At 66.1% G+C, this 21989-nt stretch carries 25 protein-coding genes and 1 tRNA gene; 13 read left to right on the top strand and 13 right to left on the bottom strand.

The genetic code is table 11. The features are described from left to right. The first annotated feature begins 96 nt into the window (after positions 1-96). The 9 genes from clpX to PQI07_RS06620 all read left to right on the top strand — a co-directional run bounded on the left by clpX (position 97) and on the right by PQI07_RS06620 (position 7628). Positions 97-1368, top strand: a complete 1272-nt coding sequence (gene clpX, locus PQI07_RS06660; protein ID WP_043385521.1) for an ATP-dependent Clp protease ATP-binding subunit ClpX — start codon at positions 97-99, stop codon at positions 1366-1368. A 248-nt stretch (positions 1369-1616) separates the two neighbouring features. After that, entirely contained in the window at positions 1617-4043 is a 2427-nt protein-coding gene (gene lon / locus PQI07_RS06655) for an endopeptidase La (RefSeq protein WP_274926323.1), read from the top strand. A gap of 71 nt (positions 4044-4114) precedes the next feature. Further along, positions 4115-4834, top strand: a complete 720-nt coding sequence (locus PQI07_RS06650; RefSeq protein WP_043357210.1) for an aspartate/glutamate racemase family protein — start codon at positions 4115-4117, stop codon at positions 4832-4834. A 61-nt stretch (positions 4835-4895) separates the two neighbouring features. Next, positions 4896-4971, top strand: a tRNA-Val gene (locus tag PQI07_RS06645). A 90-nt stretch (positions 4972-5061) separates the two neighbouring features. Continuing rightward, on the top strand, positions 5062-5259 hold the full coding sequence (locus PQI07_RS06640) for a hypothetical protein (protein WP_274926322.1): 198 nt from the start codon (positions 5062-5064) through the stop codon (positions 5257-5259). A 251-nt stretch (positions 5260-5510) separates the two neighbouring features. Beyond that, entirely contained in the window at positions 5511-5789 is a 279-nt protein-coding gene (locus tag PQI07_RS06635; protein ID WP_274926321.1) for a hypothetical protein, read from the top strand. Between the two features lie 12 nt (positions 5790-5801). Further along, positions 5802-6398, top strand: coding sequence for a YkgJ family cysteine cluster protein (locus PQI07_RS06630; RefSeq protein ID WP_274926320.1), 597 nt, complete (start codon positions 5802-5804; stop codon positions 6396-6398). A 349-nt stretch (positions 6399-6747) separates the two neighbouring features. After that, positions 6748-7071: a polyhydroxyalkanoic acid system family protein gene (locus PQI07_RS06625; protein WP_274926319.1), complete on the top strand. Its 324-nt coding sequence runs from the start codon at positions 6748-6750 to the stop codon at positions 7069-7071. Between the two features lie 320 nt (positions 7072-7391). Beyond that, entirely contained in the window at positions 7392-7628 is a 237-nt protein-coding gene (locus PQI07_RS06620; RefSeq protein ID WP_274926318.1) for a hypothetical protein, read from the top strand. Between the two features lie 100 nt (positions 7629-7728). Here the strand turns inward: PQI07_RS06620 and PQI07_RS06615 are convergent, their stop codons facing one another. From PQI07_RS06615 to PQI07_RS06580, 8 genes are all read right to left on the bottom strand, one after another. Further along, positions 7729-8235, bottom strand: coding sequence for a hypothetical protein (locus tag PQI07_RS06615; RefSeq protein WP_274926317.1), 507 nt, complete (start codon positions 8233-8235; stop codon positions 7729-7731). A 45-nt stretch (positions 8236-8280) separates the two neighbouring features. Continuing rightward, positions 8281-8709, bottom strand: coding sequence for a hypothetical protein (locus PQI07_RS06610; RefSeq protein WP_274926316.1), 429 nt, complete (start codon positions 8707-8709; stop codon positions 8281-8283). Further along, positions 8709-8984 carry a hypothetical protein gene (locus PQI07_RS06605; RefSeq protein WP_274926315.1) on the bottom strand — a complete coding sequence of 92 codons (276 nt, stop codon included), beginning with the start codon at positions 8982-8984 and terminating at the stop codon, positions 8709-8711. Before PQI07_RS06605 ends, PQI07_RS06610 begins: the two co-directional genes overlap by 1 nt. Then, positions 8984-9610, bottom strand: coding sequence for a lysozyme (locus PQI07_RS06600; RefSeq protein WP_274926314.1), 627 nt, complete (start codon positions 9608-9610; stop codon positions 8984-8986). Before PQI07_RS06600 ends, PQI07_RS06605 begins: the two co-directional genes overlap by 1 nt. Before the next feature lie 14 nt (positions 9611-9624). Continuing rightward, on the bottom strand, positions 9625-9954 hold the full coding sequence (locus PQI07_RS06595) for a septal ring lytic transglycosylase RlpA family protein (RefSeq protein WP_274926313.1): 330 nt from the start codon (positions 9952-9954) through the stop codon (positions 9625-9627). Between the two features lie 66 nt (positions 9955-10020). Then, positions 10021-11379, bottom strand: a complete 1359-nt coding sequence (locus PQI07_RS06590; protein WP_274926312.1) for a hypothetical protein — start codon at positions 11377-11379, stop codon at positions 10021-10023. Between the two features lie 23 nt (positions 11380-11402). Then, positions 11403-12011: a hypothetical protein gene (locus PQI07_RS06585; protein WP_274926311.1), complete on the bottom strand. Its 609-nt coding sequence runs from the start codon at positions 12009-12011 to the stop codon at positions 11403-11405. Positions 12012-12021: 10 nt separating this feature from the next. Then, positions 12022-13197, bottom strand: a complete 1176-nt coding sequence (locus PQI07_RS06580; RefSeq protein ID WP_274926310.1) for a hypothetical protein — start codon at positions 13195-13197, stop codon at positions 12022-12024. Between the two features lie 1246 nt (positions 13198-14443). On the opposite strand from PQI07_RS06580, the gene PQI07_RS06575 reads away from it, so the two are divergent. The 3 genes from PQI07_RS06575 to PQI07_RS06565 all read left to right on the top strand — a co-directional run bounded on the left by PQI07_RS06575 (position 14444) and on the right by PQI07_RS06565 (position 15959). Continuing rightward, complete coding sequence (locus PQI07_RS06575; protein ID WP_274926309.1) at positions 14444-15241, top strand: toll/interleukin-1 receptor domain-containing protein; 798 nt, start codon at positions 14444-14446, stop codon at positions 15239-15241. A gap of 143 nt (positions 15242-15384) precedes the next feature. Beyond that, positions 15385-15615, top strand: a complete 231-nt coding sequence (locus tag PQI07_RS06570; RefSeq protein ID WP_274926308.1) for a hypothetical protein — start codon at positions 15385-15387, stop codon at positions 15613-15615. 2 nt (positions 15616-15617) lie between these two features. Beyond that, positions 15618-15959 (top strand): hypothetical protein, encoded by a 342-nt coding sequence (locus PQI07_RS06565; protein WP_274926307.1) that lies wholly within the window; start codon positions 15618-15620, stop codon positions 15957-15959. Here PQI07_RS06565 and PQI07_RS06560 read toward each other — a convergent pair. From PQI07_RS06560 to PQI07_RS06545, 4 genes are all read right to left on the bottom strand, one after another. After that, positions 15849-19085 carry a hypothetical protein gene (locus PQI07_RS06560; protein ID WP_274926306.1) on the bottom strand — a complete coding sequence of 1079 codons (3237 nt, stop codon included), beginning with the start codon at positions 19083-19085 and terminating at the stop codon, positions 15849-15851. The two genes, PQI07_RS06565 and PQI07_RS06560, sit on opposite strands and share 111 nt — an antisense overlap. After that, a complete protein-coding gene (locus PQI07_RS06555) occupies positions 19085-19993 on the bottom strand; it encodes a hypothetical protein (RefSeq protein ID WP_274926305.1) in 909 nt (302 codons plus the stop codon). Before PQI07_RS06555 ends, PQI07_RS06560 begins: the two co-directional genes overlap by 1 nt. A gap of 499 nt (positions 19994-20492) precedes the next feature. Next, positions 20493-20759 carry a hypothetical protein gene (locus tag PQI07_RS06550; protein ID WP_274926304.1) on the bottom strand — a complete coding sequence of 89 codons (267 nt, stop codon included), beginning with the start codon at positions 20757-20759 and terminating at the stop codon, positions 20493-20495. Continuing rightward, positions 20759-21025 (bottom strand): helix-turn-helix domain-containing protein, encoded by a 267-nt coding sequence (locus tag PQI07_RS06545; RefSeq protein WP_274926303.1) that lies wholly within the window; start codon positions 21023-21025, stop codon positions 20759-20761. Before PQI07_RS06545 ends, PQI07_RS06550 begins: the two co-directional genes overlap by 1 nt. A 98-nt stretch (positions 21026-21123) precedes the next feature. Here PQI07_RS06545 and PQI07_RS06540 point away from each other — a divergent pair, with 98 nt between their 5' ends. Continuing rightward, complete coding sequence (locus tag PQI07_RS06540) at positions 21124-21696, top strand: XRE family transcriptional regulator (RefSeq protein ID WP_274926302.1); 573 nt, start codon at positions 21124-21126, stop codon at positions 21694-21696. 1 nt (position 21697) lies between these two features. On the opposite strand, the gene PQI07_RS06535 is transcribed toward PQI07_RS06540, so the two are convergent. Then, positions 21698-21955: a hypothetical protein gene (locus tag PQI07_RS06535; RefSeq protein WP_274926301.1), complete on the bottom strand. Its 258-nt coding sequence runs from the start codon at positions 21953-21955 to the stop codon at positions 21698-21700. Between the last annotated feature and the right edge of the window lie 34 nt (positions 21956-21989).

The raw sequence follows: 21989 nt of genomic DNA, 5'->3' as shown, positions 1-21989 counted from the left end.
CGCGCAGCACACTGTTTCTTTAAACGGGCCCCCTACATTCAAACGATGCGCGTCCGCCCCCTTGCCGGCTGCGGACGCGAGGAATCGGAGACCGATATGAGCAAGACTGGCGGCAACGACTCGAAGAGCACGCTGTATTGCTCGTTCTGCGGCAAGAGCCAGCACGAGGTCCGCAAGCTGATCGCTGGCCCGACCGTGTTCATCTGCGACGAGTGCGTCGAGCTGTGCATGGACATCATCCGCGAGGAGTCGAAATCCTCGCTGGTAAAGAGCCGCGACGGGGTGCCGACCCCGAAGGAGATCCGCCGCGTCCTCGACGACTACGTCATCGGCCAGGACTTCGCCAAGAAGGTCCTCTCGGTCGCCGTGCACAACCACTACAAGCGGCTCGCGCACGCGACGAAGCACAACGACGTCGAGCTGGCCAAGTCCAACATCATGCTGATCGGGCCGACGGGCTCGGGCAAGACCCTGCTCGCGCAGACGCTCGCCCGCATCCTCGACGTGCCGTTCACCATGGCGGATGCCACGACCCTCACCGAGGCCGGCTACGTCGGTGAGGACGTCGAGAACATCATCCTCAAGCTGCTCCAGGCCTCGGACTACAACGTCGAGCGGGCGCAGCGCGGCATCGTCTACATCGACGAGATCGACAAGATCTCCCGCAAGTCCGACAACCCGTCGATCACCCGCGACGTGTCGGGCGAGGGCGTGCAGCAGGCGCTCCTGAAGATCATGGAGGGCACGGTCGCCTCCGTTCCGCCCCAGGGCGGCCGGAAGCACCCGCAGCAGGAATTCCTGCAGGTCGACACGACCAACATCCTGTTCATCTGCGGCGGCGCCTTCGCGGGGCTGGAGCGGATCATCTCCCAGCGCGGCAAGGGCACCTCGATCGGCTTCGGCGCGACCGTGCAGGCCCCGGACGACCGCCGCACCGGCGAGATCTTCCGCTCGGTCGAGCCGGAGGACCTCCTGAAGTTCGGCCTCATCCCCGAGTTCGTCGGCCGCCTGCCGGTCCTGGCGACGCTGGAGGATCTCGACGAGGCCGCGCTGAAGAAGATCCTGCAGGAGCCGAAGAACGCCCTGGTCAAGCAGTACCAGCGGCTGTTCGAGATGGAGAACGTCGATCTGACGTTCCAGGACGACGCGCTGTCGCTCGTCGCCCGCAAGGCGATCGAGCGCAAGACCGGCGCCCGCGGCCTGCGCTCCATCCTGGAGACGATCCTGCTCGACACGATGTACGACCTGCCGGGCCTCGAGTCCGTGGAGCAGGTTGTGATCGGTCCGGAGGTGGTCGAGGGCAAGTCGCGCCCGCTCTACATCCACGGCGACCGCAACAAGGAAGCGCCCGCCAGCGTCAGCGCGTAAGCGCTTGGTAGGGTTGCGTTAAGCGCCCGGCTCCGGCCGGGCGCGCTGCGGGGAACATCTTGAAAACGCTGCGCCCCGCAGCCACCTCAGGCTCAGCGCGGTGGCCGCACGCTCCTTCGAGGTCCGGTCCGCGTCACCAGCCGCAAAGTTTTCGAAATTCCGACCCTCGCGGCCCGGTCGGCCCCTGGCTGTAGGCGCGCTCCATGCTTGGAGGTGCCGAACCCGGGCGTCCCTGAGAGGAAGTCAGCATGTCACAGTCGAAATCGCGCCAGCCGGTGGTCCCGGGCACGACGGGCACCTACGCCGTCCTCCCCCTGCGCGACATCGTCGTCTTCCCGCACATGATCGTGCCCCTGTTCGTGGGGCGCGAGAAGTCGATCCGCGCCCTTGAGGAGGCGGTCCGCACCGACCGCCACATCCTGCTCGCCACCCAGATCAACGCGGGCGACGACGATCCGGCCACCGATGCGATCTACAAGATCGGCACCCTTGCCTCCGTCCTCCAGCTCCTGAAGCTGCCCGACGGCACCGTGAAGGTGCTGGTGGAAGGCGTCGGCCGCGCCAAGGTCACGGGCTTCACCCGCTCGGACGAGTACTACGAGGCTACCGCCGAGGCCCTGCACGACGAGCTCGGCGACCGCGTCGAGGCCGAGGCGCTCGCGCGCTCGGTGCTCTCGGAGTTCGAGAACTACGTCAAGCTGAACAAGAAGATCTCGCCCGAGGTCGTCTCCGCCGTGACCCAGATCGACGAGCCGTCCAAGCTCGCCGACACGATCGGCTCGCATCTGCTCGTCAAGATTTCCGACAAGCAGGGCATCCTGGAGACCCCCACGGTGGCGCAGCGCCTCGAGCGCGTGCTGTCGCTCATGGAGAGCGAGATCTCCGTGCTGCAGGTGGAGAAGCGCATCCGGACCCGCGTCAAGCGGCAGATGGAGAAGACCCAGCGCGAGTACTACCTGAACGAGCAGATGAAGGCGATCCAGAAGGAGCTGGGCGACTCCGAGGATGGCCGCGACGAGCTGGCCGAGCTGGAAGAGAAGATCGAGAAGACCAAGCTCTCCAAGGAGGCCCGCGACAAGGCGACGGCGGAGCTGAAGAAGCTGCGCCAGATGTCGCCGATGTCGGCCGAGGCGACCGTCGTGCGCAACTACCTCGACTGGATGCTCGGCATCCCGTGGGGCAAGCGCTCGAAGATCAAGAAGGACCTCCTCGGCGCCCAGGCGCTCCTCGACGAGGACCATTTCGGCCTCGACAAGGTCAAGGAGCGGATCGTCGAGTACCTCGCCGTGCAGCAGCGGGCGAACAAGCTCACCGGTCCGATCCTGTGCCTCGTCGGTCCCCCCGGCGTCGGCAAGACCTCACTCGGCAAGTCCATCGCCAAGGCGACGGGTCGCGAGTTCGTGCGCATGTCGCTCGGCGGCGTCCGTGACGAGGCCGAGATCCGCGGTCACCGCCGGACCTATATCGGCTCGATGCCCGGCAAGATCGTGCAGTCGATGCGCAAGGCCAAGACCTCGAACCCGCTCATCCTGCTCGACGAGATCGACAAGATGGGCATGGACTTCCGCGGTGATCCGTCGGCGGCGCTCCTCGAGGTGCTCGACCCTGAGCAGAACAGCACCTTCAACGACCACTACCTGGAGGTGGATTACGACCTCTCGAACGTGATGTTCGTGACCACGGCCAACACCCTCAACATCCCGGGCCCGCTCATGGACCGGATGGAGGTGATCCGCATTGCCGGATACACCGAGGAGGAGAAGGTCGAGATCGCGCGCAAGCACCTGATCCCGAACGCCCTGAAGAAGCACGGGCTGGGGACGCACGAGTGGTCGATCGACGATGACGGGCTGATGATGCTGGTCCGCCGCTACACGCGGGAGGCCGGCGTCCGGAACCTGGAGCGCGAGCTGTCTAACCTGATCCGCAAGGCGGTGAAGGAGATCCTGATCACCAAGACCAAGTCGGTTGCGGTGACGACGGAGACCCTTCCGGTCTTCCTCGGCCCGCCGAAGTTCCGCTACGGCGAGATCGACGCGGACGATCAGGTGGGTGTGGTCACGGGTCTGGCCTGGACCGAGGTCGGCGGCGAGTTGCTGACGATCGAGGGCGTCATGATGCCCGGCAAGGGCAAGATGACGGTCACCGGCAATCTGAAGGACGTGATGAAGGAGTCGATCTCGGCGGCGGCGAGCTACGTCCGCTCCCGGGCGATCGACTTCGGGATCGAGCCGCCGCTCTTTGAGCGTCGCGACATCCACGTCCACGTTCCGGAGGGGGCGACCCCGAAGGACGGTCCGTCGGCCGGCATCGCCATGGCCACCGCGATCATCTCGACGCTGACCGGGATCCCGGTCCGCCGTGACGTCGCGATGACCGGCGAGGTGACGCTCCGCGGTCGGGTCCTGCCGATCGGCGGCTTGAAGGAGAAGCTGCTCGCCGCGCTGCGCGGCGGCATCAAGACGGTGCTGATCCCCGAGGAGAACGCCAAGGACATCGCCGAGGTGCCCGACAGCGTGAAGAACGGGCTGGAGATCGTCCCGATCTCGCGGATGGATCAGGTTCTGGAGAAGGCGCTGGTCCGTCAGCCCGAGGCGATCGAGTGGGAAGAGCCGCTGCCGGTGGCCAAGCCTGCCCGGACCGAGGAAGACGGCGCCGCCTTCGTGGCCCACTGACGAAGACGTCCGAATGAGACGAGCCCCCGGAGCTTCGCGCCCCGGGGGCTTTTTCATGCGCGGAGGCTTGGATGCGCGTCCTGCTGATCAACCCGAACACCAGCGCGCATGTCACCGACCTCGTCGCCGCCCATGTCCGTGCGCAACTCGGTGACCAAGCGGAACTGCGCGCCGTTACAGGCCGCTTCGGGGCGCGTTACATCGCGAGCCGGGCTGCCGCATCCATCGCCGGCCATGCGGCGCTCGACGCCCTCGCGGAGCATGGGGCTGAGTGCGACGCGGTGTATCTGGCCTGCTTCGGCGATCCGGGTCTCCTCGCCCTACGGGAGCTGTCGCGCGTGCCGGTCATCGGCATGGCGGAAGCCGCCTGTCGCGAGGCCGCCGCGGCGGGCCGTTTCGGCATCGTCACCGGGGGCGCGGCCTGGGAGCCGATGCTGCGCGAATTCGTGGCGGCCCTCGGCCTGTCCGATGCTCTGGCGGCGCTCCACACGGTGGCTCCGAGCGGTGGCGCCATCGCCCGTGATCCGGACGCCGCCCTGGCGACCCTGGCCGAGGCCTGCCGCGCCTGCGCGGCGTCCGGCGCCGAGCGCGTCATTCTCGGGGGTGCCGGCCTCGCGGGGCTGGCGCGGCGGATCGCGGCGCAGGTTCCCGTTCCGCTGATCTGCTCGGTCGAGGCGGGAACCCGTGCGGTTCTGGCAGCGGGTGCGACCGGGACGGTCCGGTTCAGGCCAGAGCCCGTGGAGAGCGTTGGCTTGGCGCCGGCACTGGCGGCGCGGCTCGTCGATCCCTGACGCCGATCCGAAACGGAGCCCCTTGCACCGAACCGGCGGCATGCCGTAACGGTCGCCGGCCGGGCGGTTAGCTCAGTTGGTAGAGCGTCTCCTTTACACGGAGAGGGTCGGGGGTTCGAGTCCCTCACCGCCCACCAGGCCGATCAATGGCTTACGGCGATTTGCGAGTGCTTCGAGGCCGTTGGTCTCCGGATATTCTCCAAGAACCCTCGATTTTGCGGCGCAACATGAACCTCGAGACTGCCTCCGACCGCGAAGCCGTCCAGCGCCTGATGCGCCAGCTCCATGGCTATGCGCAGGGCCTCGGCCTCGACGATGCCGCGGTCCGCAAGATCGTCGGGCGCGCCATCGCCAGCATGCCGAACGCGGACGACGTCCACCTCCAGGCTGAGGCTCGCCAGTGGATGCTCCGAGCAGCGCGCTGATGATGCCGAGTGAGGCAGTAGCCCCGATCCGCGGCCGCGCGCTCCAAGCTCTACGTGCCGCAGCAGCACAGCCGCAGGGCCTCCGACATAGCGCCTACCCGAGCTACATGCCGGTCCTGGTCGAGATGGGGCTGATTGAGGAGCGCCATGTGCGCGGCCCAGGTCGATCGCAACCGGCATGGTTTCTCACAAGGGCCGGCCGAGACATGCTGGCCGATGTCGGCCGCGATGAGACGTAGGCGAGCTGAGCCGTGACCTTCACGTGGTGCCGCACCTTCCCTGATACGCACCACGACTTCGTAGCCGAGGAGGCCGGCCAGCACGTCGGGCGCATCAGGCGAATCGACGGCGGCCCGCAGAACGGCACGTGGGCATGGAGCTGCACCGGCTGTCAGCGCGGTCACGAGGCTGAAGGTGTGCGTCCGCTGAACGGCATGGCCGACACCCGGGACGAGGCAATCGAGGCGCTCGCCGCGGCATGGGCCCGGGCTAAGGCCTGGGACGCGCGGACCGGGCTGCTACTTAAATAGGATTGAAAGCCGATGAACCCTGTAAATAAAGATGCACTAAATAAATCAATCTCTACAACAGAGGATCTGATTGTGCATGTTTTTGGAGGGCCGGTTGCGGGAAGGGAATGCGGTGAATGTGTTATGTGCTGCAAAGCCCTACACATTGATACTCAAGAATTAAAAAAACCGCCCGACGTTTTGTGCGTGCACAACACCGGAACGGGTTGCGGAATTTATGAGACGCGTCCCAGCGTATGCCGGACATGGTTGTGTCTTTGGAGACGCATTGAAACACTTCCACAGCATATGCGTCCTGACAGATCAGGTCTGCTATTATCCGCCGAGTTTGGCCATCAAAATGGCGACCCATTCCAAAAATTTTACGTCATTATCCGCTCAATTGACAATAAGTCTCGGTTTGAAACAGATCTGTACAAAAACTTGGTTAGAATGTTTTCTGAGCATGTCGGCATTCCTGTTTATGCAAGCTTGGATGGCAAAAAGAGAATGGTGCATCCAGATGATAGACTTGCGAATGCTATTAGAATGGACATCAATTGTGCCGACCCGTCTACATTGGCGAAGGCGCGCGAGTGGAGAAAATGCCTCCAATTAACAGACGTCTAGTAAGACTTGTTGAATATAAAAAACGGGCGTCCGGGCCGAAGCCAGGGCGCCTGAGGTAACGTCGAGTTTGAGATCGTAGTTGCTGCGCCCGCTCGGCCCCGCCCCGATCTGCTCACGGGGCGGGGGAGCGTCCGATCTCACCAGCGTGTGAGCCGAGCCGATACGCAACGCGGCTCGGTCAGACGATGGACGGAGGCGGTTACCGCGGGGTGCCTGCGCCGAGCGAGCGCGCGTCCCGTGGTGGGACCCGATCGGAAGCGGCCCAGGCGAGCGAGCCGCGCGCACCGATACTCACCAAGCCTTAACCAACCGGCGGCACGTGACGGGCTCGGTTTTCAAGGAGACGCCGATGCCGAAGCGCCTGACCATCACGATCCCGCACGATCTCGGAGCCGCGGAGGTCCGGCGCCGCATCGATCTGCACATGGACTGGGCCCTCCGACGCCTTGAGGCCGAGAAGATCCAGGTCGAGGCCGAGGACTGGTTCGGCAATCGCCGCGCTTTCGCCGGTCGAGGCTACGGCCAGAAGGCCAGCGTTGCGATCCAAGTGGCTGACGATGCGCTGCAGATCGAAGCGCTAGTGCCCTGGATGGCGGGCATGTTTGCGCCAGTCATCGAAGCGGTGGGACGGCACTACGCCGGGCGATTGCTTTCGAACGAAGGCGCATCCTGACGCCAAAAAGCCCGCGCGGCGGACGGGGCGGGCTGAAGATCGTGACGCGGGCCTCGATGCGATTGAGGTGCGAGGCTACAAGTTGCGCGTCTCTGTCATCTCGCAAGAGAACGCAATGCTAATTTTAACTGATAAGCTGGTTAATTTATACTGGTCGGCACTCCGCGCTCGTCGTGGCACGCAAAATCATAGAGCTCACGCTGTTTTGATGGTCTGATATCGGCATATGTGCAAACTACAACTTGCGGTTTGTATCTTCTGACCAGCATTATACCACACTTTGGCTGACCTGCGCTGTGCGGGCAGCACAAAGAAGACATATGACCGAAGCAGCATCAGCAAATGCCGAAGCCGCCGCCGATAGCGCAGTTGCGCTTGCGCAGGCGATCCAGGCTGTCTGTCTCGGCCACAGCGCAGCCGCGGCATACATGGCGCTCGGCTTGGTCGTAGGCGCCTCGATCCCTCTCACCGGGCAAAAGCCAACGCTGGACGAAGCGCTAGCCTTTGTCCGGGAAGTAGCTGAGGCAGAGATCGCGCGGAAGAGGCCAAAGAACTGAGACCGGGCCGAAAGACAAAAAGGGCCCCGCGCGGCGGTACCGGCGGGGCTGAAACGACGAAAAGGCGCCCATGGCGTTGACGGATGTTAACGGCTGACGGTCAGATCGGGATGTGCGCGCTCGAATAAATCAGCTTGAGCAGCAGGCCGCCGAACGCAGTGATGATGCCGCCGCTGCCCCAGACCACGAGGCTCTGGAGCTTCCCGACGTCCTTCCGGACCTCGCCCAGCCCCTCCTTCGCTTCGGCCTTCGCACCCTCGACGGCCTTGTCGATGCGCCGCTCGATCTCATCGCGGTGCATAAAGGTCTCGATGTCCCGGCGGTAGGCGACACCATCGAGGCGCTCGTCCATGCGGCTCATCTTCCGCTGCACGTCGTCGAGCTGGCGCCCATTCGCGTCGGACCGTTCGAGGAGCCGGCCGAGCAATTCTCCGATCTGGGGATTGTGCATGGGATCGTCTTCTTGGCTCGCTCGTTCGAGGAGCCCCTCGCCGAGTCCTGGAGGGATGGGGGGCGGAACACGGCGGTCGAGACCCGCGCCGATCAGGTCGAGCCCCTTGCGCGGGACCGCCGGCCGACGTGCGCGGCGGGGCTTCTCGTCGGACATGGTCGCGGTCCCGGGATGCCCTCTCCCTCCCAGGAGAGGGGAGGGTCAGGCCTTCAGCAGGCGGGCGGCGCCGGCCCGGGCCAGCGTGGTGAGGGGCGAGGACACGAAGAAGGCGGTCAGGATCGTCGCCTCGATCGTCGCATAGTCGCCGGGCAGCGTGGCGACCTTCCAGGATCCGACGAGGTGCCAGCCGTAGAACGGGAACCACCACAGCATGCTGTCAGCGCAGATCGCGCCGAAGTGCACCGCCGCCGGCAAGCCGATGCAGTAGATCAGGCCCTTGAAGGCAGGCGCGATGGCGACCCGCGCTTGGTTCGCTGCGATCTCGGCCTGCAGCGTCTGCACCGCCACGTCGCGGTTGGCGTTTTGGCCGTTCTGGATCGTCTGGACGAGCGGCCCGATGACGTTCGAGCCTAGGACCTTGATCAGGCCACCGCCGATCCAGCCGAAGATGGTACCGAGGATCCCGAGCATCAGCGGGGCGCTCCTGGCGCATCGTGATCGAGGCCGCGCATCGGCGGGGTGGTGGTGTAGGCGCGCATCACGATGCCGAGGAGGAAGCACGCGGCGACGATCATCTTCGCGGTGCCCTCGGGCGCGCCCATGTCGAGTAGGAGCTGGCGGAAGTCGACGGCGTGAAGCGCGTCGAGCAGCGTCAGCAGGAACGCGGGTGTGAAGAAGATGAAGGTGCGCCAGCCCCGGAGGCGGCGCCACATCACGCGGACGCGGTGGAAGCGGGCGGGCGACATCAGGAGGCCTTTCGTCCGAGGAAGAGATCCACCAGGCGGGTGAAGAGGCTGGGACGCGCGGACGTGGCGGCCGGCGGCTTCGTGCCCGTCATCGGGGCCAGCGGGTCGGGCACGCTCACCGGCGCCGGCAGCGAGCCGGCCAGCGCCTTCACGGGCGAGCGGTCGCCACGACGCGCGTACACCTTGGCGCCATCGTAGGAGGCGAGGGCGGCCTGATCGCGCTCGCCTTGCCGGCGGGGGATGATTGCGGCCGGCTTGTTCCACATCAGGAACGCCTCGACGGCGCCCGCGAGATCGCCGGCATTGGCGCGCCGGACCACAGTCGAGTGCGCGAAGCCGATCGGGCCGATGTTGTAGGCGAGGCTCACGCAGGCATCGAAGAACGGCTGCGGGACGGGCTTGGCCAGGGCGGCGCGTACCGGGGCCGCGTACTTCTCCAGCGCGGCGGCAAAAAGCGCATCGGACTGGAGCGGCGTGATCTTGAGGCCGGCCACGACCTTGATCAGCCCGGAGGCGGTCGTAATCCCGGTCCCGATCGTCCAGACGCCGACGCTGTCCTTGTAGGCGGTCAGCCGGGTGCCTTCGCGCCCCTCCAGGGCGGCGCGTCCGATGGGCGAGACGTCCACGGCGGATCTCCGGATCAGAGGATGGCGAGGTGGACGCGGCCGACGCCCGACAGGCCGATGGCCCGGGCCGCGCCGCGCGAGAGGTCGATCGCCCGGCCGGCGACGAAGGGCCCGCGGTCGTTGATCCGCACGACCACCGAGCGGGCGCCGTAGGTCACACGCACTCGGGTGCCGAAGGGGAGAGAGCGATGCGCCGCGGTCAGGCCGTCGGCCGCGAACCGCTCGCCGTTCGCGGTGCGGTGGCCGGAGCCGTACCAGGAGGCTGTCTCGGCCTGGGCGAGCGAGGCCGATCCCACCAGCGCGAGCCAGGCGAGAGCGGCCCGCGCGGAGCGGCGCAGGATCATCCGGTGTCCTTCGGGCGTAAAAAAACCGCCCGGAGGCGGCGCGGTCGGCTCGGACGTGTGGGGCGGTTACCGGAACCGCTCGACTTTCGCGGTGAACTGGATGTTCGCGCCACCCGCTGTGACGCTGTTGAGGTTCTGCACTCGAATGGTCACAGCGTTCGCGGCGGTCACCACGCCAGAGAGGCGGTAGCCCGAAAGGCCACTATCCGCGGCGACGGTCGAGACAGTGACCATGTCGCCAGGCTGGGCGCCCGTGATCGACAGCGCAGTGAGATCCGTCACGCCGAGCGAGGTTAGATTCGGCACCGTCGCACTGGCAGTCACGGCGTTGGTGAAGCTTGTGATCGAACCGCTGCCGACCTGGAGTCCGCCAACGCCCGTGAGCACCTTCGACGTGCGCCCGACCGCGGCCAAAACGGCATTGTTCTCGTCCGTGAAGGTGAAGGTGTCGATGCCGGGCTGGTAGCCGTAGGTCACTCGCGAGTTCGGAAGGCCCGAGTAGCCGCGCCCGAGGCTGTCCACCTGCCAGATGATGCCCGAGCCGTCGGCTGCACCCGTCGTGTCGAGGAAGCCGAAGCGCTGGAAGCCTGCGTTCGGGGCGGCGCCGGGCAGTACGGAGGCTCCGAACGCGGCGAACTGCCGACCGCGGAACGAGGTCGACAGGTTGCCGTAGCCAGCGCCCTGCGAGATGCCGCCCGGCCCCTCGATGAACGCGCCGTAATTGTGCACCTCGTGATAGGGCTGGCCGCCGGCGTTGTAGAGCGCGGCGCCGAGCTCGTAGCCGAGGAGGCCGCCGTTCTCGTCGGCGCCCTGCTGGCTCAGAAGATCGCGCCGCTTGGCCACGTCGACTAGCACGCCGGCTGCGTCACCCTTCTTACCCTGCCGGTTGATGACGTAGATCGTATCGATCTCGCCCTCGCCAGCCGAGGAGCCGATGCTCGTCGACCAGCCGTCCTTGGTGGCCGAGAAGAAGTGCGCGAAATCGGCCGCGCCGGGCCCGAACGTGCCGGAGCCGGGCGTGTTGCGCACGGACGCCGCTGTCCCGAGCAGGGACGGCTGATTGTCGTCGCGGTGCGAGTAGACGTAGTGCTTGGCGTCCGTGTTGCCGAACGGGATGTGGCTCCCGAGACCCGCGAAGGAGCCGGCCGACAGGTCGTTGGCGGTGTTGGCCAGCCTGGTCGTGAGCGCCTGTTGCGCGCTGGACTGGACGGCGGCGATCGAGGCCTGCGAGGCCGCCATGGCCAGCCCGATCTTACCGAGCGAGCACCGCACCGTCTCGCCGTCGCCCGTGTTCAGTCCCGATCCGAGGTTGAAGGCGAGCGGGAACGCGGTGAACGGGTTGCAGGGTGCCGGCGCCGCCTCGGCACGCTGGATACCGGCAGCCAGGGAGAGCCCGGCCAGGGCGGCCAGGAGGAAACGGGACATGCGCACGGTGCGCTCCTGTTCAGTTAGGTCAGGGGGGCGTTGATCGGGGGATCGTCGGCGCCCAAGCCGTTCACCGGCGTCGGGCTGTCGATCGCGAGGCCGGAATCGGCGGTGAGCGTCGGGTCGAGCTGGACCGCGAGGCCGCCGAGCACGGCGCCATTGCCAGGCTCGCCCGTGTCCGATCCCAATCCGGAATCGGCGGTCAGGAACGGGCTCAGCGGCGGCGGCGGCAGAGCAGGGCCGGCAAACCGCACCGCCTCGCACAGCACCTCGACGAACGAGCCGTCGGGGAAGGTCGCGATGATGCTGGCCCAGTACAGACCCTCGGGCACCGTAGCGACGAGGGTGGCGGGGACGTCGAGCTTGCCCCGGTTCGCGCCGTCGGGGAGCAGGTAGCTGTTGCCGTCGTCGGAGGTGACGACGAGCGGAGGCGTCGAACCTGGCCAGCACCCGACAGCGTGCTCGGGGCCGAAGCGGTGCGGCACCCGGTTCGGATCCTCGCGAAACAGCGTCAGGCTGAGCGTGGCGTCGGTGACGTCGTGAAGGCCGCCCGCGTCGAAATCGTAGAACAGCAGCGGGCGCCGCCAGCGGCTCCGCCGTGAGACGGTGCCTAGCGCGTTGAGGAAGCCCATCGCCGCCGCCTCAGAGCTTCATGTAGAACGTGCCGACGCAGGTCGGCTGCACGGTCATCACCGGAACGCCGCCGTTGGCGTTCACCGTCGTGACCGGGTTGTTCTGCGGGTTGACCGACGGCGGCGTGGTCTGGTCGGTCTTTAGATCCTGGAGCAGGTTCTGGACCGGGCTCGCGCCGCTGGCCGTCGTGAGCGATGCCGTGGCGATGTTCGCGTTGCGCGCGTAGGTCTGGGACGGGAAGGTCACGGCCGCCACGCCATCCGGCATGTTCACCGGCAGGTTGCGGTTCTCGAGCGTCTGCTCCTGCTTGCCGCCGCTGGCACCCGGCTGCTGTGCATCCATGGCGCCGAAGCGGGCGATCACGGTCCCGCTCAACGTCGCCGGCACCGAGAGCGTGACCGACGTCCCCTCGATGTCGAGGATCGTGCTGCCCTTGGCGACGCCGTCGCCGTACACCCCCATGCCGATCGCGAGCCCGTCGGGCGCCGCGACCGAGGCATCATTCGATCCGGCGGAGATCTGGAGGGCGACCGCCACCTGCAGCCGGAGCGAGGCCGACGCGCCCATGTCGTCAAGGCCGGCCTGGACCGTGCCGCGCATGTCCGGGAGCGTGATCTGGCGCCCGGCCTCGAAATCGCCCCCCGCCGTCGAGCCGCGCCCGCCGACGACCGGCGCGATGGAATCGGGGAAGCTGTTCCACAGGTACAGGAACAGCGCCTTGGTCGAGACGTCCGCGAACTCCGTGGCGCCCGACCCGACGCCGCCGATCGTCTTGCCGTTCATCCGGACGAAGCCGGGATACAGTCCGTTGTCGACGCGCCACTTCACGTCGCCGGTCGAGAAGTAGACCGACATGTCGGTCGGCGGGGTCGAGCCACCACTGCCGGACCCAACCTCACCGTCCTCCGGCGGGGCCACGCCGAGCCCATTGTCGTCCCAGAACGTCCCGATCGAGAGCGAGAACACGACCTCGCGGTAGAGCCCAACCGGCAGGTAGACGCGCGGGAAGCGACCGGTTGCATCTGGAACGACAGGCGACGGCAGCGGCTGGACCAGGCCGGGGTCGGCGTAGACCGGCATCACCGCCGTCGTGCCAGCCTCGTAGAAGAAGGCGCGCACGTCGAGGATCGGGCGCCCGTTCTGGTCGAGCACCTGCTGCCGCGAGAGCGGCCAGGAAATCGTCATGCTGTCGGGGTCCGGAAACGAAAAAGCCCCGCTCGGGGCGGGGCTCGTGGGCAGCGCTGCCGATCGCTCGCGCGCTTGTCTGGACGCTCGGCTTTTGCGGCCGTTCGCCTGTCAGGTCAAGGGGCCAGTCGCCGGTGGGAACACTGCGGCAGCGCTCTGGTGGAGCGGCCACGTTTCTGTAGAGTGGGGCGCCCCCGCAGAGTGCCAGCTCTGCGGGGGCTGTAGAGCAACGGTCGGACCCGTCGTGTCGCTGACGCTACACGGAACGGCTGCGCTCGTCCACGTTCGGGACGCTCCTGGCGCAGGAACCTTGATGTGTCACGTGACACGATCTCTTTCTACGCAACCGTTAGTTCTGCTATCTTTTCACCACTCCAATGGGCGTTCGGATATTTCTCATATATACCGATAGAGTTGTCGGTATTTCTATCAATAGCATTGTGCTTGTGGGCTATGCTGTACAATCTTATATCTTTGGCAGGCTCGCGAAATTCAGCGGAAGCTAGTGCGCCGTTCGGATTAAACAAATATGCTAGCCGCATATACATTCTTGCGTTTATTTTTGTGGCGCTACTCTACTGGCCCCCGCGCATCGTGGCGGCCCTGGCACCGGTTCCGCAAGCGCCATCTGCCGGCAGCGCGGGGCTGCCCGGGCCAAAGGGCGATCCTGGGACGAAGGGCGACGTCGGCCCGCAAGGCCCTCCCGGTGCTGCGGCCCAATTTCCTCCAGAAGCGCAGGCTGAGATTGATAGCCTTCGCAAGCGCGTCGGTAGCTTGTCAGAGCTTGTGAAGCTCGACGCGTGCGCCCAAAGTCTGCCAATAGTTTCGGGCTCGGTAAGCGAGAGGACTATCAGAGACGCAGCTATAGTAACAGCACTGCCAGGCTCGCCACCCTCCCGCGGACTTGGCCCACCTGACGTAACAACTATCCTCGCCAGCGCATTCAAACAGGCGGAAACATGCCTCGGTGCGCAGAGGGTCCCAAAACCTCAGCCCGTTCCCGACGACGCGGCCGATGTTCGCGTGTCCGACGAGCCAAACGAGCCGGACGCCGCAAGGCGGTATCGCCGAGTGGTCGCGCGACAGAAACAGGCCGAGGCTTGGCTGACCGCGGTCAGGCAAACCATCAGCGAGCGCAGGCAGGAAGTGATGAGCAGCTTCCTTCAGTAAGAAAGATGGCGAATTCCAACTCCTCCACCGAAGTGGAACGGCTCAGGTAATCTTGTAACGCAAACCGGATAACAAAATGGCCGAAAAAACTATATTTCTTTCACATATAACAGAGGAAAAGGAGCTCGCCACCCTATTTCAAGAAGCAATTGAAAATGAATTTAGCGGTTTTGTCAAAGTTTTCGTCTCATCCGATGGCCTTAGTATACCCGCTGGGACCAATTTTTTGCAGAAAATCGAAGAAGGTCTTATAGATTGCATTGGAGCCGCGTATCTGATTAGCCCAATATCTGTAAAGAGGCCTTGGATCAACTTTGAATTAGGAGCCGTCTGGATAAGAAATGCCATAGCACAAAGAAGCGGCGCAGCAGAAATACCGGTACTGCCCATCTGTCACTCTAATATGGGTTTCAGAAACTTACCACAGCCTATTGGCAATCTAAACGCCATCATAGCGTCACAGCCCTCTCAATTAAGATTTGCCTTCACGTCGTTGCAAAGAGCAGTGGGAGGGCGCGGCTCATTGAGGACCAATTTCGATCAACTCGCGCTCGATATTTCAAGATTTGAATTGAAATACACGGTATCTGACAAATTGAGAAAACTTATACAAATGATTGGCCTAAATGAAAAAAAGCTGATTGATCTTTGTCGTGAAAATTCTCATCATTCGATCATAAGCATCGGATCGATAACTATTGAAGATATACACGAGGTCGAATTTCGAAAATTAGCAGAAGAACTTACGCAGTCCGTGGTAAGGATTTCTCTCGGGGGCACGATATCTAGATTTTCCGATTTTGGTGGCTTCAAAGGCTCTAATTACAATATTGTTATCAGCACTAAAAATCTTTTGGATCTGGAGAAAAGCTAATACGTTGCTGACGATCCGCCGCAAGAATGGTTAACATTCTGACTGAAGAATCGCGGTTCGTAGCTGCAATTTAACGAGGTTGTGTCCCGCCGGACATCGACACGCGCCGTCCGCCATGGTCACGTCGCCGCGAGGACGAGACCATGACACGCATCGCCATCCTGATCGCCGCCTGTGCCGTGCTGGGCGCCTGCAACTCTGCCCGCCAGCCGGGGCGAGGAGAGTTTCTGATGGAGCCCGCCGAGATCGCGGCGAAAGACGACGCGATCTGCAAGAGCTACGGTGCTGAGCCCGGCAGCCCAGCCTATATTCAGTGCCGGACGACCCAGGATCAGCGCCGCGACGCCTTCAAGGCCGAGCTGCGTCGGAGCTGACGATGACGCAGGCGGCGTGGAAGCTCGGCCAGATCGCCGCCATCACGTGGCTGTCGTACGTCATGCTGGGCATAGGTGATCCGAACCGTCCCGCCGAGGTGCAACAGCCGATCGCCTACGTGGTGATGCCCGTCTTCGCGACCATCCTGGTGGCGTTCGGCACTGCCGTTCTCACCCGGATCGCCGATCGGCTTGGACGCATCCGCTCGGTGCTACGCGGTCGCTTTTCAGGGCTACCGTACCGGGCCGGCCGACGCTTCGCCCGACTGCGCGCCGTGCGCCGTCAGCCGCACCATGCGATCGAGCAGGGCGATGGTGGCAGCGCCGGGCTTCGCCTCGGATAGCTGGGCGAGGCGCCGCCCGCCTTCCACCGAGGTCATCAGCTCTGCCAGCCTGTCGAGGTTCTTGCCGAGCCGCCACGCCTGCATCTGATCCAGCACGCGTGTCGGGATCTTGAAGCCGCCAGTGAGCGCGGCGCGAGCTACCTCATCAGTTGCGCCGCCGTTCTTCAGCTCGGCCAACGCTTCGTTGTTGAAACTCGTCCGCGACCCTACAACTTGCCTCTGGCCCGTCGCCTCGAAGATCTCCATCAGCCGGGAGAACCCTCGGTCGATCGCGGCACCGTTCGGCAACGCCTGGATCGCGGCCCGCAGCCCGTCCGACTGCAATCCATTGGCCTGGACCTTGGCCGCGAACTTAGCCCCGCCCGCCTGGTTCGGACCGGACTGGAGCCGCTGCGTCGCCTCGGCGAACTCGGTCCCGAGGTAGGATCGCACGACCTGCCGCGCCGCGACCGGGTTGCTCCGGGCGATGGTGCTCACCGCTTCGCCGATCTCGGCCGCCGTGCCTTCGACGGGCTTCGTCGGGAACAGGACGTCGAACGCACCCTTCAGGTCCGGCCGCTTCGCGAGGCGCCCGAGTGGCGAGTTCATGATCGTCTCACGTGCAGCATAGGCATGCGCGAGACGGCTCAACCGGCCACGCGCCTCCGGCAGCTGCGCGAGGACATCTTCGTTGTCACGGATGCCGCGCCGGAGCGCCTCGACCGACAGGCCACCTTCGGACCGTCCGGCCGTGTCGAGGATCCGGGTCACCTCGCGGTCCTGGAAGGCGCGCCGGGCCGCCGGGGTGGCGTTCGCCAGTAGCTCGCGCGTCGCCGTCGCGCCCTCAAGGCGGCCAGGCACCTGCTCGGCGGGCACACCCATGCGGCCCGTCAAATCGTTGCGGGCCGTGACCTGCCCGAGCGGCGTGTCTCCGCCGAAGGCGTCCAGCGGGCGCGAGTTAGCCGCGAAGTTCGCGTCCGCCGTAGCAACCTCTGGCGCCTGCTTGAGCTGGCCATCCAGGGCCGAGCGCACCACGGTGAGATCGCGGACCTTCGTCGCATCGCCGTCCGTGCGGGCGGCCTCGATGTGCTGGTCGATGCGCTCGCGGGCGTGCAGCAGACCCTCGACGCTCAGATCGGTCTCGCGCACGCCTGAGGTGGGATCGGTGCCGTTCTCGTAGAGGTCGCGACGGATGCCTTCCAGCGAGGAGCGAACGTCACCCTTGGCCGTCCGGATCTGCCGGTCGAGCGCGTCGAGCGCCGGCTGGGGATCGACTTGCCCGAACCGCGGCGCGGAGATCTCCTCCTGCACCGTCGTGCCCTTCACGAAGGGCTCGGGCCCCTCGCGCATCCCGTTCACGACCCGCTCGTAGGCATCGAGCGGATCGGCGGTCTCGCCGCGCATCATGGCGCCGAGCGTCCGGGAGCGCACGTCGGGGTGCAACGATCCCGGATCGACGCCGGACTTCTGCAGGTCCGCGTCCAGCCGGCTCTCCGCCTCCGACAACGCTACCCGATACTCGTCCTGCACCTGCCCGGGGCGCGATCGCTCGGCCGCCGCCACGCGCTCGGCACCCATCGGATACGAGGGATAGCCGCGCTGCTCGTTCTGAAGCTTGCGCAGCAGCTCGGAGGAGATGTCCCGCGCCATGCCACCGTCGGCGTCCGGCCGGAAGTAGCCCTCCTCGATCAGGCGCTCGCGCCAGAAGTTGTCGATCGATTTGCCGCCCGACCGGGCCACGTTGCCCAGGCCCGGGATGTTGAACCGGTGCAGGTCGGTCGCGGTCACGTCGCCTTCGAGCGGCAAGCCGCCGTTGCGGGCGATGAACCGGCCGAGACTCTCGGGGCCGGCCGAGGCCTGCGACTCCACGGTCGGCGGCGGATCAAGCGGACGAGGCGCGGCGTCGGTGAACTGCGGGCGGCTGTACTGCGCGGGCGTCACAACCGGCTCACCCGGACGCTCCACGGTCACGGTGCGGTCAATGCCGACGCGCTCCGGCGCCGCGCGGGCCGCATCATAATCCGTGGCGGCCTGCTGCGCCCGCGTCGCCTCGCGCGCGTCCGCGACGCCGCGCATCTGGCGCTGGATCACCTGTCCGGCTTGGTCGGGCGTCACGCGCGGTCCGGCAGCCTGGGTCGCCCGAATGACGCCCTGACCCTCGGGAGTGCTCGCGACACCGGCGGTCGCAGCTGCGTGGACATCGTCGGCGAGGCGTGTCGGGCTTGCCGCGACCGGTCCCACCGTATCTAGCCCGGCTTGCCCGGCCGCCTTGATCTGATCTGGGCGGGCGGCGAAGAAGTCCTGGAGGCCGCCCTGTCCCTCGACGACGCGCAACAGGTCGCCGATCCGGCGCGGGCCGACCACCTGCTGCAACGCCTCCGGCCACGTGAGATCGACACCGCGACCCTTGGCGTCGGACACCAGGGACTGCACGCGCCCGAACTCCTCGGGTGTGATCGTGCCGGCCGCGCGATCGAAAGCCCGTTCCGCAGAACCTTCCCGCTGCATCGCGTGCAGTCCGGCTCCCGTGACCAGCGCACCAATGGCGCGGGCCCACGGTTCGGCCGCGGTCCCCTTGGTCGCCTCGCCTGCTGTCTCGCTCACGACGGCGGGAGCGACCACGCGCGAGCCGACGGCCTTCGCCGCGGCAGCTGCTCCACCCTCCAGAAGCTTCGCGCCACCGGCACCCGGAACGAACTCGGTGATGGTACCGGCGTAGCGACCGGCAGCCGTCTGGGGCTGATACAGCTTGCCGGTGGCATCTTCGAGCGCCTGGACGGCTGTTGCGCCCGGATGCGGAAGGTCGGCCGGCGACGGGACCGCGCCGTGTATGCGCGTGTCCACACCGCGGTCCGAAGCCGGCTCCGGGAGACCGACATAGGTCAACCCGCGCGCCGTCTGCTTGGCGAGATACCCGGCTCCCGCGTCGGCAAGGCCGTAGAGGGTCTGCGGCAGATCGGCGAGACCGGCGGCGCCCCGGATGATGCCCGCCCCGGCAGACTGTGCAACGTCGGCGGCCACGGACGGTGAGGCGGCGGAGGCCGGGGCAGCGTCCGGCACATCATCGAACAGGCCACCGCCCTTAGCGGCCGGCGCCGCTGCGGCGACCGGAGCAGCGTCGGGGACGTCGTCGAAGAGACCGGCCATCAATCAAGCCTTGCGGGGTCGATGCCGTAGGCGCGCATGCGCTGCGCGATGACGGCCTTGTCCTTCCCGGCCGCGATCGCCGACCTGGCTTCGGCGAGCGCCCGGGCCGCAGTATACCCCTGCGGCAGCGCGATGCGATCAGCGCCGCGGGCGACCTGATCAGTGGGCGCCGGGGCGGATGTCCCAGCCTCGGACCGGAAGGCCTTCAGCCGCGCATACGGGCTCGGCAGCGCACGGATCGCCTGATCAGCCTCGCCCTGGCTGATTTCACCGCGCAGCGCCTTCCCGGCGATCTCCCCGGCTTGGGCCTGATAGTCGGCCAGCCCGCGGAAGGTGTCGGCAATAATCGCGTTGCCCCCCGGGGTCTTCAGGAGCGACGGCAGCGAGTTGCGGAAGGCCCGTCCCTCACTGTCCGAGGTCGAGCCCGAACCCGGCACGCGCATCCGCGGGGTGAGCTTGTCCGCGAGCGCCGTGAAGGCCTCCATTTCGCCCATCTTCCCGCCGGTCAGTCCGGCCGCGACGCTGTCGAGCCCGGCCGCCTGGGCGTACTGCGCGAGGCCAAGGCGGGCCTCCGCCAGCTTGCCCGTGTTGATCTGCCCGGCGAGGTTGGCCATGGCGTCGATGTCCGACCGCAGCGGAACCGCGTTGTCAGCGGCTTCAACCATCTCGGCGTACCGCTTGGCCTGGAGCTCGTTCGCCTTCTCCGTGAACTTGCCCGCGCCCTTCGTGTCGACGTTGACGCTGACACCCGCCTTCGGGACGTGCGGCGTTCCATTCGCGTCGTAGAAGCCCTTGCCGAACTGCTCCGATTCCTCGGCTGTCATCGGCCGCGGCTGCTGTCCTGCGATGATGACCCGGGACTTGTCCGGATCGGTCGGGTGCAGCGCCACCATGCCGACGCCGGGCATGGATTGGTACGTGAACTTGTCGTCCTTCTCCTTGTCGGGCGGCCCCGCGATCGCGCAGGCGCCAGACGCGGCAACCGTCGACCGTGCCCAGCAGGAATGCGGGAGCGTCCGGATTTCCGGTGTCGACCTGTTTCAGCGACCCGCGGTCGTCCTGGCAGCCGGCCAGGACGAGCGTCGCGGCGAGGAACAGCGCGCGGCGCATCACCCGGCGCTCCCTGCGATCGTACGAGCGCGGGCGGTGCCACCCATCACCGTCGCGGTGACGCCCACCGCCCGCGCCGCTACCTTGGTCGTTGCGACACGAACCAAGGAGCTCAGATGTCCGAGGAAAAGCCGGTCAGCGCAGCGCTGGCCAAGCTGGAGAGGCCCAGCGCCGGAAGCGGATCGCTCGGTGAATGGCTCGCCGAATTCGTGTTCTGGGAGACGGGCTGGAGCTTCCGCGTCACCGTCAAACTCCCCGGGAACACGAGGGAAGAGGACGTGGTCGCCAAGGCGCACGCTAGAGTGCATGAGGTCCTCCAGCAGGCCACCGCTCGAGCTGGTCAGTGGAAGGCGTGACGCCGTAGGGCAGGAGCACGCGCCCGTAGCCTTCCCCCACGATCGGGAGGGGCACGCCGGTCGCGGCTCCGAACTTCATCGTCAGCTGCTCGGCATCGACCGGGCGGCTATCTGGATGCCGGGATGCGTTGAGGATCTCGGCGAGCATCGATCCGGCCAGCCGCACGATCTGCTCGGCGTCGAGCGGGAAGTTGCGATCGGCGCCCATCACGCGGCCTGCTCCGGCAGCGCCGCTGCGCGCTTCGCAGCCGCCTCTTCACGGCGCTGGTCCGAGGCCATGACTGCTTCGAGGAAGTCGTTGGGCGTTACTTTGCCCTCGGTCGCCTTCGCGATGCGCTGCTGCATGGCAGGGCGCGGAATGCGCTGGCCGTACCGCCACTTCCGAACCGCCCACTCCGACACGTCGTCCCCGAGGATCTGGGCGAACCCCTCGTCGGACAGCGATCTCTCGCGAATGAAGGCGTCCAGCTGCATGCCGAAGATATATGCCCATGATGGGCACAACGTCAATCGGGAACTGTGCCCACCTTGTGCTCTGTCCCCGAGGGCCCACTTTGGGCACTCATCGCCACATGGCGAATAACCTCGCACGGCTGCGGCAGGATCGCGGGTGGTCGCAGGACTATCTCGCAGGCCTCATGGGTACGACACGCAATCAGCTCGCGAAGCTCGAAGGCGGATCGCGGCGTCTGTCCGACGTCTGGATCGAGCGCGCGGCCAAGGCGCTCGGCGTGGATGCCGGCGCGCTGGTGACCACGCTCGACGAAGTGACAGTAGTGGGGGACGTCGGCGCTGGCGGCCGCGTCATCTACCACGGGGAAGAGCAGGGCGGCTCTGACCGGGCGGAACGGCCGCCGAGGTCGTCCAGCGGACTAGTCGCGGTGCGCGTGCAGGGCGACTCCATGCCGGGCGTCGCCGAGGACCAGTGGCTGATCTACTATGACGAACGCGTCCATGGCGTGCCGGACGAGTGGCTCGGAAAGGTTTGCGTCGTTTGGCTGCCAGATGATCGAGTCTTCGTGAAGAGGATCTATCGCGGACGTGATCCCGGAACTTTCGACCTGGTCTCCACCGGGTCTTACGACCCGATGAGGGACGAGGAGGTCGCATACTCGGCGATCGTCCGTTTTACGCAGCAGCGCTGAACTAGAACGGCAGGTCCGTCTCGTTGCCAGGCACGGCGCCGACCCGGACCAAGATTTCCGGATCCTCGTATTCGCCCAACACCGGATCGCAGGTGCGGGTCAGCGCGACTGCGCCTATCGCGATCCCATCGGCAACCAGCCTCTCAGCCAGAGCCCGCGCAGCATCCGCGCTGGAGCATTTGCGCATGTGGTCGGCCCCCACACGTCCCTTCTTCGTGCGCACATAGGGCTGAACTGCATGTTCGGATGTAAGCGCCACAAATAGCCTCCAGTCGTTCCACCCTAAGGTGGAG

The organism is Methylobacterium sp. 092160098-2 (assembly GCF_028920805.1).
GTDB classification, from domain to species: domain Bacteria; phylum Pseudomonadota; class Alphaproteobacteria; order Rhizobiales; family Beijerinckiaceae; genus Methylobacterium; species Methylobacterium fujisawaense.
Note: the sequence above shows the minus strand (reverse complement) of the source record. Positions and strands in the feature narration are given on the sequence as shown.

Bases quoted from the DNA above. Each gene is read 5' to 3' on its own strand.
- clpX (WP_043385521.1), top strand. From the start codon at position 97: ATGAGCAAGACTGGCGGCAACGACTCGAAGAGCACGCTGTATTGCTCG.
- lon (WP_274926323.1), top strand. From the start codon at position 1,617: ATGTCACAGTCGAAATCGCGCCAGCCGGTGGTCCCGGGCACGACGGGC.
- PQI07_RS06650 (WP_043357210.1), top strand. From the start codon at position 4,115: ATGCGCGTCCTGCTGATCAACCCGAACACCAGCGCGCATGTCACCGAC.
- PQI07_RS06640 (WP_274926322.1), top strand. From the start codon at position 5,062: ATGAACCTCGAGACTGCCTCCGACCGCGAAGCCGTCCAGCGCCTGATG.
- PQI07_RS06630 (WP_274926320.1), top strand. From the start codon at position 5,802: ATGAACCCTGTAAATAAAGATGCACTAAATAAATCAATCTCTACAACA.
- PQI07_RS06625 (WP_274926319.1), top strand. From the start codon at position 6,748: ATGCCGAAGCGCCTGACCATCACGATCCCGCACGATCTCGGAGCCGCG.
- PQI07_RS06620 (WP_274926318.1), top strand. From the start codon at position 7,392: ATGACCGAAGCAGCATCAGCAAATGCCGAAGCCGCCGCCGATAGCGCA.
- PQI07_RS06615 (WP_274926317.1), bottom strand. From the start codon at position 8,235: ATGTCCGACGAGAAGCCCCGCCGCGCACGTCGGCCGGCGGTCCCGCGC.
- PQI07_RS06610 (WP_274926316.1), bottom strand. From the start codon at position 8,709: ATGCTCGGGATCCTCGGTACCATCTTCGGCTGGATCGGCGGTGGCCTG.
- PQI07_RS06605 (WP_274926315.1), bottom strand. From the start codon at position 8,984: ATGTCGCCCGCCCGCTTCCACCGCGTCCGCGTGATGTGGCGCCGCCTC.
- PQI07_RS06595 (WP_274926313.1), bottom strand. From the start codon at position 9,954: ATGATCCTGCGCCGCTCCGCGCGGGCCGCTCTCGCCTGGCTCGCGCTG.
- PQI07_RS06590 (WP_274926312.1), bottom strand. From the start codon at position 11,379: ATGTCCCGTTTCCTCCTGGCCGCCCTGGCCGGGCTCTCCCTGGCTGCC.
- PQI07_RS06585 (WP_274926311.1), bottom strand. From the start codon at position 12,011: ATGGGCTTCCTCAACGCGCTAGGCACCGTCTCACGGCGGAGCCGCTGG.
- PQI07_RS06580 (WP_274926310.1), bottom strand. From the start codon at position 13,197: ATGACGATTTCCTGGCCGCTCTCGCGGCAGCAGGTGCTCGACCAGAAC.
- PQI07_RS06575 (WP_274926309.1), top strand. From the start codon at position 14,444: ATGGCCGAAAAAACTATATTTCTTTCACATATAACAGAGGAAAAGGAG.
- PQI07_RS06570 (WP_274926308.1), top strand. From the start codon at position 15,385: ATGACACGCATCGCCATCCTGATCGCCGCCTGTGCCGTGCTGGGCGCC.
- PQI07_RS06565 (WP_274926307.1), top strand. From the start codon at position 15,618: ATGACGCAGGCGGCGTGGAAGCTCGGCCAGATCGCCGCCATCACGTGG.
- PQI07_RS06560 (WP_274926306.1), bottom strand. From the start codon at position 19,085: ATGGCCGGTCTCTTCGACGACGTCCCCGACGCTGCTCCGGTCGCCGCA.
- PQI07_RS06555 (WP_274926305.1), bottom strand. From the start codon at position 19,993: ATGCCCGGCGTCGGCATGGTGGCGCTGCACCCGACCGATCCGGACAAG.
- PQI07_RS06550 (WP_274926304.1), bottom strand. From the start codon at position 20,759: ATGGGCGCCGATCGCAACTTCCCGCTCGACGCCGAGCAGATCGTGCGG.
- PQI07_RS06545 (WP_274926303.1), bottom strand. From the start codon at position 21,025: ATGCAGCTGGACGCCTTCATTCGCGAGAGATCGCTGTCCGACGAGGGG.
- PQI07_RS06540 (WP_274926302.1), top strand. From the start codon at position 21,124: ATGGCGAATAACCTCGCACGGCTGCGGCAGGATCGCGGGTGGTCGCAG.